Genomic DNA, 10670 nt, shown 5'->3' with positions numbered 1-10670 from the left:
GGGGGGGGGGGAGCCATTAACGCGACTGGCGCAAAACATGTTTCTAGCCGCGCCAACGCCCTCGCAACATGCCGCCCTGGCGGCCTTTACCCCGGAGTGTCGGGGTATCCTCGAACAGCGTCGCGAAACGCTTAAAGAGCGCCGCCAAGTGTTGCTGGAAGGACTAGCAAGTTTGGGGCTGGCGCCAGATCTGCCGCCCCAGGGGGCGTTCTATCTGTGGCTGGATATCTCCCGCTACAGCCACGATAGTCAGGCTTTCTGTGAGCGCTTATTGCAGGAGGAGAATGTGGCGATTACCCCCGGTATCGATTTCGCCGTGCGCGGGGGCGAGCACCATGTGCGCATTGCGTTTACCAATGATGTGGCCCGGCTGGAAGAGGCGGTGGCGCGGATTGCACGCTTTGTGGGCAGGCTATGATGCTGGTCTATCCGGCGCTGGTACCGGGCACGTTGATCAAGCGTTATAAGCGCTTTCTAGCCGATGTGCGCTTGGACGATGGTCGCGAAGTAGTGGCTCACTGTCCAAATACCGGCTCGATGAAGGCAGTGAACGTGCCGGGGTGCCGAGTGTGGCTGTCATCCAGCGATAACCCCAAGCGCAAACTTGCCTGGACGTGGGAGTTTATCGAGCTGCCGCAAGCCGGTGGGCATGTAGCGCTTGCCTCTGTGCATACCGGCCGTGCTAACCGCATCGTGGAAGCGGCGCTTGAGGCGGGTGCGTTGGCACCATTGGCAGGCTACGCCACCTTACGCCGGGAGGTGAAAGTGGCTGATGCCCGCCTCGATTTTATGCTGGATGACTCAGAACGGGGGCGGGCGTATATCGAGGTGAAGCAGGTCACCCTCAAAGAAACCGATGGTCACGGTTACTTTCCTGACTCGGTGAGCGTGCGCGGCACCAAACATCTGCATTCACTGCGAGTACTGGCAGAGCAGGGCGAGCGGGCGGTGCTGCTGTTTTGTGTTGCCCACGAAGGCATTGCTGACGTGGCCGCCGCTGCGCATATCGACGCGACTTACGCAGCGGCTCTGGGGGAAGCTGCGGCCAGCGGTGTGGAAGTGCTGGCCTACGGTATTGACGTGACCCGGGAGCAGGAGCGCCCGACGAGTGTGCGGTTAACCCGCAGCCTGCCTGTTCGGCTTTAAAGTGGCATGAGCTTGCCGAGGGCAGGTGACGCAAGGGCGCTGTGAACCCTTCCCTGGGCGCTACTTTCGCCATCCATGGCGAAAGACCCTTGCTTACACCAACCCTCGGCGCTTTGGATGCTAATTTACATGTCTCTAGGTACGACTTAGCGATCAATATAAAAACGCTGAATAAAGTTAACCGGTTCGGGGGCGGCGTTGCGGTCGTAGCGCACACTTAGCTCAAAGCGCATGCTTTCATCTTCGCGCAGGGTAAAAGGCGCCAGGTGGTAGGTGGCATCGCCGTCATGCACGGTGCGAAAGCTGAGCGACTCCTGGGCGCCCGTCAAGCCGCTAACGTGGCCCTGAACGCTGGCGTTAACGGGCTGGGTACTGCCATCCTTCTGGCGCTCGCGCACGCTAACATTGACCAGGCCACGGTTAGCGCTGCGCTGGAGGTTATTCGCTTGGGCCACTTCCGGGGTCAAAAAGCTGCTGTTCACCGCGCTGTAGTGAATCTCGTAATCGCCCACGCTGACAAACTGCTCCGCGTAGGCAGCCGTCGTGGCGAAAGTAGTGGCGAAGAGCATGCCGATAAGGGCGGCACTCATCATTAAGCGGCGTAGCATGGTCGTACCTCCTTGATTAGCGTAAAACTTAGCGGCGGCGAACGCGGAAAATGGCAATCTCACCAAATAGATTGGGCCATAGCCGCGATTTCCAGTGGCCTTGATGATCTCCCACGCCCACCGCGCGATCAACAATTACCAAACCTTTTTCGCGGCATAAGTGTTCAAAATCGTTGAAAGTGGAGAGGTGGATGTTGGGTGTGTCGTACCAGGCATGGGGCAGCGATTTGGATACCGGCATATAGCCACGCAGGCCCAAATGAACACGGTGACGCCAGTAGGCGAAGTTGGGGAAAGTGATGATGCCCTCTTCGGCGACGCGCAGCATCTCATCGAGCATTTTGTCCGGACGGCGCAGCGCCTGCAGCGCCTGTGTCATGATCACCTGATCATAACTGTTATCGCAGAAGCTGCTTAAACCGTCATCCAGGTTGTGCTCAATCACGTTGACGCCACGGGCAACGCAGGCATTAATGCCGTCGTGATCGATCTCTAAGCCATAGCCGGTCACGCCTTTATTGTTCGCCAGCGTCTCAAGCAGTTCGCCGTCGCCACAGGCGAGGTCGAGCACGTGCGCCCCTTCGGGCACCCAGTCATAAATCAGTTCAAGATCGGCGCGCATCATGGCGTCTCCTCCAAGCTCGCTCCATCTCCGCCTGTTTCGGCGAGATTAAGCTCACGGGCAGCGCGGTTCATAAAGGCGCTGAAAATAGCGTCGTAGCGCGGCTCTGAGAGTAAGAAAGCATCGTGCCCATGGGGTGAGTCGATGTTGGCGTAGCTGACTGCCTTGCCTGCGCGGGTGAGCGCATCGACCAGCTCGCGGGAGCGTGAGGGCGGAAAGCGCCAGTCGGTGGTAAAGCTGACAATCAAAAATGGGCACTGTGCGGGTGCCAGGGCTTTGGATAAGTCGCCCCCCTGAGTGGCGGAAGGGTCAAAGTAGTCCAGCGCCTTGGTCATCAGCAGGTAGGTATTGGCATCAAAGGCGGTGGAGAAAGTGTCGCCCTGATAGCGCAGGTAGGATTCCACCTGGAACTCAACGTCAAAACCGAAGTTGAGGTCGTCGCTACGCAGATCGCGGCCAAACTTGCTGCCCATGGCGTCTTCTGACAGGTAGGTGATATGTCCTACCATGCGCGCTAGTTTTAGCCCACGTTTGGGCACGGTGTCGTGCTCAGCGTACCAGCCGTCAAAAAACTCTTGGTCAGAGCGAATCGCCTGGCGAGCCACTTCGTTAAAAGCGATATTTTGCGCCGAGAGTCGGGGCGTGGCGGCAATCACCACGGCGTTGGCAACCCGCTCCGGGTAGGTCATTGTCCACTGCATCACCTGCATGCCGCCCAGGCTGCCGCCCACCGCTGCGGCCCAGCGCTCAATCCCCAGATGGTCGGCAAGCCGCGCCTGGCTGGCCACCCAATCGCTCACCGTGACCATGGGGAATTCAGGCCCCCATTGGCGGCCGGTGTCGGGGTTGTGGCTTACTGGCCCGGTGCTTCCATGGCAGCCGCCGAGGTTATTGAGTGAGACCACAAAAAAGCGGTTGGTGTCGATCGCTTTGCCGGGGCCAATGTGGGCATCCCACCAGCCGGGCTTGCGGTCTTCTTCACTGTGATAGCCCGCGGCGTGGTGATGGCCCGAGAGCGCGTGGCAAATCAGCACCGCGTTGCTGCGCTCGGCATTGAGCGTGCCGTAGGTCTCGTAAATCAGCTCGTAGGCAGGCAACACTTTGCCGCAGGCGAGGGCGAGCGGCGTGTCGAAGCGTGCCACATGCGGGGTGACCAAGCCAACGGAGCCCGTCGGCCGGTCTGCAAACGCAAGCGTATCTGAATCAGGCATTGAAGGCGCTAGTCCTGCTGAAAGAGTGCGACTGAATGAAGCTTGTTAAATAGATACTGGAATACGGGGTAGTCGCCATCAAAGCCCGACCAGCGCGCCGGAAATGCCCGCCGCACGAATCAGCGAGCCGACCACCAAGCCATCGATCAGGTTAATGGCGATAAACACCACGATAGGCGAGAGATCGATCATGCCCAGCGACGGGATCACTTTGCGCACCGGGGCCATAATCGGCTCCACCAGTTGCATGACGAGCAGGGCGCCTGGGTGGCTGGCATTGGGTGCTACCCAGCTTAAAATAATCATCACAATCATGGCGAAGAAGTAGATTTTTAAGATCGCATTTGCCAAGGCCGCCACACCGGCAATCAGCAGTCCAGCAATGGGCGGCATGCCAACGCCAATCACCATAAAGATGGCGATGATGCTGACCACTTTCAATACAAAGCCTGCCGCTAAGGTGGCGAGGTCGAAGCGGCCAGCCACAGGGCCTAAAAAGCCTTGGAACAGGCCTACCACCGGCTGGGTGATTTTGACCACCGATTGGCTTAACGGGTTGTAGTAATCCGCTCGAGACGCCTGCAGCAAAAAACGCAACATGAGTAAAAAGAGATAAATATTGATCAGCGTGTTTACCAGCATCAACCCTGCACTGCCCAATTCATTGCCCATTATAGAGTCTCCTTGATGATCCGTAGCTTAACGGCTGGGTTAGCCGAATGGCTGTATTATTTGCCGCTCAATTCTTTGGCCATTGCCTGGGCACGGTCGGCGCAGGCCTGCATGGCGTCGGCAATGGTGGTGCGCAATTGTGCCTCTTCCATATGTTGAATGGCACGCTCGGTGGTGCCGCCCGGCGACATCACGTTCTGTTTCAATGTGGCGGGATCTTTATCACTTTGCTGCGCCATGTTGGCGGCACCCAGTGCGGTTTGAATAGCGAGACGGCGCGCGGTGGCGGCAGGTAGGCCGAGTTTAACTGCGGCTTCCTCCATGGCTTCGAACATCAGAAAGAAGTAGGCCGGGGCACTGCCAGAAACGGCGGTCACTGCATCTAACAGGGCTTCTTCTTCCACCCACTCGACAATGCCGACCGCTTCCATTAGCTGAGTGGCCACGTCACGCTGAGCATCGCTTACTTTGGCATTGGCGTAGAGGCCGCTGGCACCGTAACCGACCAGCGAGGGCGTATTGGGCATGCAGCGCACCATGGCATTATTGCCGCCTAGCCACTGGTCGATAGTGTCGGCATCCAGGCCTGCGGCAATCGAGATTACCAACGGCTGCTGACGCTGAACTTTGTCGCGTAGCGCTTCGCATACGTTGCGCATGATTTGCGGCTTCACCGCCAGTACCACAACATCGGCGTCAGCCACCGCGGCGTTATTGTCGGTGTCGGTATTGATGGCTAAACGTTGTTTAATCGCTGCCAGTTCGCTGTTATTCGGCGCAGTGGCAGTAATCGTGGAAGGTGCGACGCCGCTGTCGATTAGGCCGCCGATAATGGCGCTGGCCATATTGCCCGCCCCAATGAAGGTAATCTTATTCGCCATGGTAGCTGTCCTTAAGTAAAAGTATGTTAAATGAAAAAGTGGGCGACTGTTCCGCCTAAGCTGATTGGCGAGCGCCGAAAATTGCGGTGCCCAAACGCACCAGCGTGGCACCTTCCAGTACCGCCGCTTCTAAATCGTCGCTCATGCCCATCGAGAGCGTATCAAGGGGCGCATCTGGCAAGTTGCTTTGTAAGGCGGTGAAAGCCTCACGTAGCGCTGCCAATGGCTGGCGCTGGGCGTCGATACCCTCTGCCGGTGCGGGGATCGCCATTAAGCCGCGCAGGCGCAGGTTTGGCAGCGTGGCGACTTGCTTGGCCAATTCCGCTAACTCCTCGGGCAGCACACCGGCTTTGCTATCTTCGCGGCTGATATTAACCTGCAGGCAGATATTGAGTGGCGAAAGGTGCGTTGGGCGCTGTTCGCTAAGGCGTTTGGCAATTTTTAGCCGGTCGACGCTGTGCACCCAGTCAAAGTGCTCGGCCACAGAGCGGGTTTTGTTGGACTGCAGGGGGCCAATGAAATGCCATACAATGCCCTCAAGGTCAGTAAGTTCGTTCTGCTTTTCCAGCGCTTCTTGCAAATAGTTTTCACCAAATTCACGCTGACCCAGCTGCCAAGCCTGTCGAATCATCGCCGCGGGCTTGGTTTTGCTGACTGCCAGTAGCTGGGCTGCGTCCTGGGTGCGCCCCGCGTTTTCTAATGCATTACGCAGGCGTTCACGCGCCTGAGCGTATGAAGAGCCGAGTGACTCGTTAAGCGCGATGTCTGTCATACTCAAGCACCTTACCGCAGCTGGGAAGAGAGATGGATATTACCGAACTGCTAGCATTCTCGGCAAAGCAGAATGCCTCTGACTTGCACCTTTCGGCCGGTTTGCCGCCCATGATACGTGTTGATGGCGACATTCGCCGGCTCAATGTGCCCGCTATCGATAATAACGATGTGCGCAAATTGATCTACGACATCATGAATGATCGCCAGCGGCGCGACTACGAAGAACACCTAGAAATTGATTTTTCCTTCGAGGTGCCGGGGGTCGCCCGCTTTCGCGTTAACGCCTTTACTCAGGCTCGCGGGGCGGGGGCGGTGTTTCGCACCATTCCTAATCAAGTGCTCTCCATGCAAACACTAGGGCTCGGCGAGGTCTTCGAGCGCCTGGCGATGTTGCCGCGGGGCTTGGTGCTGGTAACGGGGCCAACAGGCTCGGGCAAGAGCACCACGCTGGCCGCGATGATTGATTACATTAACGATCATCGTTACGAGCATATTCTCACCATTGAGGACCCCGTCGAGTTTGTCCACGCTAGCAAGCGCTGTTTGATTAACCAGCGCGAAGTGCATCGCGACACTCATAGCTTTGCTGATGCGTTGCGCAGTGCGCTGCGTGAAGACCCGGATGTGATTCTGGTCGGTGAGCTGCGCGATCTGGAGACCATCCGTTTAGCACTGACCGCTGCAGAAACCGGCCACCTGGTGCTGGGAACGCTGCATACAACCTCTGCAGCCAAGACAATCGACCGGATCATTGATGTTTTTCCCGGCGAAGAGAAAGCCATGGTGCGCTCCATGCTTTCGGAATCGCTCCAGGCAGTGGTGTCGCAATCACTGCTTAAACGCCAGGGCGGCGGACGCGTGGCGGCGCACGAAGTGCTGATTGCTACCTCAGCGGTGCGTAATTTGATTCGAGAAGACAAAGTGGCGCAGATGTACTCGGCCATTCAAACCGGTGGCAGCCTGGGCATGCAAACGCTGGACGCCGCGCTGTCTCGGTTAGTGAAAGAAGGTACGGTAAGTTTAGAAGAGGCGCAGCTGAGTGCGAAGGGAACGCTGGCGATAAAAGATGAATAAAGACAGTTCAATTCAAGCGCCATCTGTCGAGCTTTCGCCCACCCAGTGGCTGCACCAACTGCTCGACATTATGGTTGAGCAGAACGCTTCAGATTTACTCATTACCGTGGGCGCACCGCCAAGCCTGAAAATGCCCGATGGGCTGGTGCCATTGGGTCAGCAGCGTTTAACGGCTCATCAGGTCAATGAACTGGTCACCCATACGCTACCGGAAGGGCTGCGTGAACGTTTTGCCAGTGAGCATGAGGCGAATTTTGCCCTCAGTCGCGAGGGAAAAGGACGTTTTCGGGTAAGCGCGTTTCAGCAGCGTAATCAGATGGCCATGGTGGTGCGCAGCATCGCGATTGAGATTCCTAGCCTGAAGGCGCTGAGCGTGCCGGAGCAGTTGGCAGAATTAGCTCAGGCCAAGCGCGGGCTGGTACTCGTGGTGGGTGGCACGGGAACCGGTAAATCGACTACCCTGGCGGCGATGATTCAGCAGCGCAACGAAACCGTCGGCGGTCATATCATCAGCATTGAAGACCCGATTGAGTACTTGCACCCGCACAAGCGTGCGATCGTGAATCAGCGCGAAGTGGGGATTGATACTGAGTCGTTTGAAGTGGCGCTTAAAAATACCCTTCGCCAGGCGCCGGATGTGATTCTGATTGGTGAAATCCGCACTCGGGAAACCATGGAGCATGCGCTGACGTTTGCCGAAACCGGCCACCTCTGTTTGGCAACGCTGCATGCCAATAACGCCAATCAGGCGCTGGAGCGCATCATTCACTTCTTCCCCCATGAACGCCATGAGCAGATATGGATGGATCTTTCGTTGAATCTGCGTGCGGTCGTCGCTCAGCAACTGCTGCCCACGCTGGCGGGCGGGCGCCGTGCGGCCATTGAGATCATGCTGCAGTCACCGCGCATTGCCGACTTGATCCGTAAAGGGGAGGTTGCCGAGATTAAAGCAGCGATGGCCAAGTCCCGCGATGCTGGGATGCAGACCTTCGACCAGGCTCTGCATGACCTGCATCAGGCAGGGCATATCAGTAAAGAGGTGGCCATGGCCCACGCCGACTCGGCTAACGACCTGCGTATGTTGCTCAATTTCAGCGATGCCAAGACACGCAATCTCTCGTTGGATGACCAAGTGCCCAGTCATCTGGGGCTACGCGATGGCGATGATTACTAATTTGTGTGGCTTAGCCTAATTCACTACGCAGCATAAATGCCGCCTAGTATCCGCGGGCCCTGCGCGCCGGTGACTGAGGGCAAGTTGCCTGGCAGGTGGTGCAGGCGCTGGTGAGCCAGCCAGGCGAAAGCCCCCGCTTCAATCCAGTCTTCAGGCCAACCGTACGCTGCTGGCGAAGTCAGCATTGCGTGGGGGAGATGATAAGCAAGGCGCTGCATTAAGTAGCGATTGTGGGCGCCGCCGCCAGCGGTGATCAGCGTAAGCGGGCTGTCATCAATCTGTAGTTGTTCAATGCCATGAGCGACACTGACTGCGGTGAGCTCTGCAAGCGTCGCCTGCACATCAGCGGCGGCTTCCTGGCCGCTGAGATGTTTTCGTAGCCAATCCAGATGGAACAGCTCACGCCCTGTGCTTCTCGGCGGTGGCTGCTGGAAAAACGGTTCTGATATCAACCGAGCTAACAGCTCCTCATCTACCTTTCCACTAGCGGCCCAATCACCATGCTGGTCAAAGCGGCCGCCTTCGTGCAAGGCAAACCAGCTATCCAATAAAACATTCGCGGGCCCGGTATCAAAACCGATCACTGGGTCGGCTGGCTGGCTAGAAAGCCAAGTGAGATTGGCAAAGCCACCTAAATTAAGCACTAACTGATGTGTATCTGCTCTACCAAAGAGCGCTTGATGAAACGCTGGTGCCAACGGCGCAGCCTGTCCGCCAGCGGCTAAGTCTCGGCGGCGAAAATCGGCTACTACCCTGCAGCCGGTGAGCTCTGCCAACAGGCTGGGGTTATCCAGTTGCAGCGTATAAGCCGGGCCGTTATCGTGGCCTGCGGGGGCGTGCTCAATGGTTTGGCCGTGGCTGCCGATGGCGCTGATCTGTTCTACGCCCACTGAAAGTGGCGCTAATAAGTGTTGCACAGCTTGGGCTTGGCATTGGCAGAACGCGTGCTCGGCTGCTGCGAGTTGCGCAAAACTCACCTGCTCTGCATGACACAGCTTAAATAGTAGGCGATGAAGCTCGTCCGGCATCGATTCGACGTGGGTGGCCAACAGGCGTGGCGGCGAATTTTTTTCGATGGCGATAAGTGCCGCATCAATACCGTCCAGACTAGTGCCGGACATCAGGCCAATATAATAGAGCGTCGAAGTTTTCATAAGCGAACTCGTACAAAGCGGGGCTAATGATCCAACTAGGGCTAAACCAAGGCTCAACCAAGGCGAACGAGCATGGTAACATCGTCGGCTATTTATCACCTGAGCCCGGTATGGGCGGTTCTTTATAGTGGAGAGAGGCAATGAGTGAGGTGGATCAGGCTTTAGCGCTGCTGTCGCGGGGTACGCATGAAATCCTGGTAGAGGATGAGCTAAAAAAGAAGCTGACTTCAGGCCGCAAACTGCGTATTAAAGCGGGTTTTGATCCCACGGCCCCTGACCTACACTTGGGGCACAGTGTGTTGCTAACTAAAATGCGCCAGTTTCAGGACTTGGGGCACACGGTTATCTTTCTGATCGGCGACTTTACCGGGCGTATTGGTGACCCTACCGGTAAAAACGTGACGCGCAAACCGCTTACCGAAGAGGACGTTAAAGCCAACGCCGAAACCTATAAAGAGCAGGTGTTTAAAATCCTCGACCCGGAAAAAACCGAGGTGCGCTTTAACGCCGAATGGTTTGGCGAGCTCTCCGCTGCCAAAATGATTGAGTTGGCCGCCCAAAGCACCGTTGCACGTATGCTAGAGCGGGATGACTTTGAAAAGCGCTATAAAGCCAATCAATCCATTGCTATTCATGAATTTCTCTACCCGCTGGTACAAGGCTACGACTCGGTAGCGCTTGAAGCGGATGTGGAACTGGGCGGCACCGACCAGAAGTTCAACCTGCTAATGGGCCGCGAGATTCAAAAGCACTTCGGCCAAGAACCTCAAGTGGTAATTACTATGCCGCTGTTGGAAGGGTTAGACGGCGTGCAGAAGATGTCGAAATCGTTGGGCAACTACATTGGTGTCGATGAAGCGCCGGGTTCGATGTTCAACAAACTGGTTTCCATGCCGGATAGCTTAATGTGGCGTTACTTTGAGCTGCTTTCTTTGAAATCCAATCAAGAAATTGAAGCGCTCAAGCAAAGCGTTGAGCAGGGCGCCAACCCGCGTGACGTTAAAATGGAGCTGGCGCGGGAACTTATCGCTCGCTACCACGGCGATGAAGCGGCGGCCAATGCCCACAAGTCGGCGGGTAACCAACTGGCCGACGGCGAACTGCCGGAAGACCTGCCGGAAGTCACGGTCGATTTTGAAGGCAGCGAACAAGCGCCCATTGCGGCAGTGCTTAATAGAGCGGAGCTTGCGAACAACAGTGCCCAGGCCAAAGATATGCTGGGCAATGGCCGCGTTAAAGTCGACGGCGATGTGGTTGCTAAAGACACCATGCTGGCGACAGGCAAGAGCTATGTGATTCAGGCGGGCAAGAAACGTTACGCCCGTGTGACACTTATTTGAACTTTCTGTCATAA

12 protein-coding genes are annotated in these 10670 nt (G+C 56.8%); 5 read left to right on the top strand and 7 right to left on the bottom strand.

Going from position 1 to position 10670, the window contains the following annotated elements:
* The coding region (locus tag KUC_RS19910) for an aminotransferase class I/II-fold pyridoxal phosphate-dependent enzyme (protein ID WP_244264733.1) at window positions 1–418 on the top strand (418 nt) is incomplete at its 5' end.
* Window positions 415–1146 carry a DNA/RNA nuclease SfsA gene (gene sfsA, locus KUC_RS03955; protein WP_007111807.1) on the top strand — a complete coding sequence of 244 codons (732 nt, stop codon included), beginning with the start codon at window positions 415–417 and terminating at the stop codon, window positions 1144–1146. The genes KUC_RS19910 and sfsA, both read left to right, overlap by 4 nt.
* A 146-nt stretch (window positions 1147–1292) precedes the next feature.
* On the opposite strand, the gene KUC_RS03950 is transcribed toward sfsA, so the two are convergent.
* The 6 genes from KUC_RS03950 to KUC_RS03925 all read right to left on the bottom strand — a co-directional run bounded on the left by KUC_RS03950 (window position 1293) and on the right by KUC_RS03925 (window position 5912).
* Window positions 1293–1754, bottom strand: coding sequence for a DUF4426 domain-containing protein (locus KUC_RS03950; protein ID WP_007111806.1), 462 nt, complete (start codon window positions 1752–1754; stop codon window positions 1293–1295).
* Window positions 1755–1782: 28 nt separating this feature from the next.
* Complete coding sequence (gene metW, locus KUC_RS03945) at window positions 1783–2376, bottom strand: methionine biosynthesis protein MetW (protein ID WP_040480239.1); 594 nt, start codon at window positions 2374–2376, stop codon at window positions 1783–1785.
* Window positions 2376–3587, bottom strand: a complete 1212-nt coding sequence (gene metX / locus KUC_RS03940; protein ID WP_007111804.1) for a homoserine O-succinyltransferase MetX — start codon at window positions 3585–3587, stop codon at window positions 2376–2378. Before metX ends, metW begins: the two co-directional genes overlap by 1 nt.
* A gap of 78 nt (window positions 3588–3665) precedes the next feature.
* The gene (locus KUC_RS03935) at window positions 3666–4259 is read right to left on the bottom strand and encodes a YggT family protein (protein WP_007111803.1); all 594 of its coding nucleotides are present in this window, start codon (window positions 4257–4259) and stop codon (window positions 3666–3668) included.
* A 56-nt stretch (window positions 4260–4315) separates the two neighbouring features.
* On the bottom strand, window positions 4316–5140 hold the full coding sequence (gene proC / locus KUC_RS03930; protein WP_007111802.1) for a pyrroline-5-carboxylate reductase: 825 nt from the start codon (window positions 5138–5140) through the stop codon (window positions 4316–4318).
* Between the two features lie 55 nt (window positions 5141–5195).
* Window positions 5196–5912, bottom strand: a complete 717-nt coding sequence (locus tag KUC_RS03925; RefSeq protein ID WP_007111801.1) for a YggS family pyridoxal phosphate-dependent enzyme — start codon at window positions 5910–5912, stop codon at window positions 5196–5198.
* Window positions 5913–5944: 32 nt separating this feature from the next.
* On the opposite strand from KUC_RS03925, the gene KUC_RS03920 reads away from it, so the two are divergent.
* Together KUC_RS03920 and KUC_RS03915 are read left to right on the top strand one after the other, a co-directional pair.
* Window positions 5945–6988, top strand: a complete 1044-nt coding sequence (locus KUC_RS03920) for a type IV pilus twitching motility protein PilT (protein WP_007111800.1) — start codon at window positions 5945–5947, stop codon at window positions 6986–6988.
* The gene (locus KUC_RS03915; RefSeq protein ID WP_007111799.1) at window positions 6981–8162 is read left to right on the top strand and encodes a PilT/PilU family type 4a pilus ATPase; all 1182 of its coding nucleotides are present in this window, start codon (window positions 6981–6983) and stop codon (window positions 8160–8162) included. Before KUC_RS03920 ends, KUC_RS03915 begins: the two co-directional genes overlap by 8 nt.
* A gap of 23 nt (window positions 8163–8185) precedes the next feature.
* On the opposite strand, the gene KUC_RS03910 is transcribed toward KUC_RS03915, so the two are convergent.
* Window positions 8186–9316: an anhydro-N-acetylmuramic acid kinase gene (locus KUC_RS03910; protein WP_007111798.1), complete on the bottom strand. Its 1131-nt coding sequence runs from the start codon at window positions 9314–9316 to the stop codon at window positions 8186–8188.
* Window positions 9317–9456: 140 nt separating this feature from the next.
* Here KUC_RS03910 and tyrS point away from each other — a divergent pair, with 140 nt between their 5' ends.
* Window positions 9457–10656 carry a tyrosine--tRNA ligase gene (gene tyrS / locus KUC_RS03905; RefSeq protein WP_007111797.1) on the top strand — a complete coding sequence of 400 codons (1200 nt, stop codon included), beginning with the start codon at window positions 9457–9459 and terminating at the stop codon, window positions 10654–10656.
* Window positions 10657–10670: the final 14 nt, after the last annotated feature.

Origin of the sequence: Vreelandella boliviensis LC1, assembly GCF_000236035.1 — a bacterium.
GTDB classification, from domain to species: Bacteria; Pseudomonadota; Gammaproteobacteria; order Pseudomonadales; family Halomonadaceae; genus Vreelandella; species Vreelandella boliviensis.
Note: the sequence above shows the minus strand (reverse complement) of the source record. Positions and strands in the feature narration are given on the sequence as shown.

Coding starts and splice junctions, on each gene's coding strand:
- KUC_RS03915 (WP_007111799.1), top strand. CDS start 6,981: ATGAATAAAGACAGTTCAATTCAAGCGCCATCTGTCGAGCTTTCGCCC.
- metX (WP_007111804.1), bottom strand. CDS start 3,587: ATGCCTGATTCAGATACGCTTGCGTTTGCAGACCGGCCGACGGGCTCC.
- sfsA (WP_007111807.1), top strand. CDS start 415: ATGATGCTGGTCTATCCGGCGCTGGTACCGGGCACGTTGATCAAGCGT.
- tyrS (WP_007111797.1), top strand. CDS start 9,457: ATGAGTGAGGTGGATCAGGCTTTAGCGCTGCTGTCGCGGGGTACGCAT.
- KUC_RS03910 (WP_007111798.1), bottom strand. CDS start 9,316: ATGAAAACTTCGACGCTCTATTATATTGGCCTGATGTCCGGCACTAGT.
- KUC_RS03925 (WP_007111801.1), bottom strand. CDS start 5,912: ATGACAGACATCGCGCTTAACGAGTCACTCGGCTCTTCATACGCTCAG.
- proC (WP_007111802.1), bottom strand. CDS start 5,140: ATGGCGAATAAGATTACCTTCATTGGGGCGGGCAATATGGCCAGCGCC.
- KUC_RS03935 (WP_007111803.1), bottom strand. CDS start 4,259: ATGGGCAATGAATTGGGCAGTGCAGGGTTGATGCTGGTAAACACGCTG.
- metW (WP_040480239.1), bottom strand. CDS start 2,376: ATGCGCGCCGATCTTGAACTGATTTATGACTGGGTGCCCGAAGGGGCG.
- KUC_RS03920 (WP_007111800.1), top strand. CDS start 5,945: ATGGATATTACCGAACTGCTAGCATTCTCGGCAAAGCAGAATGCCTCT.
- KUC_RS03950 (WP_007111806.1), bottom strand. CDS start 1,754: ATGCTACGCCGCTTAATGATGAGTGCCGCCCTTATCGGCATGCTCTTC.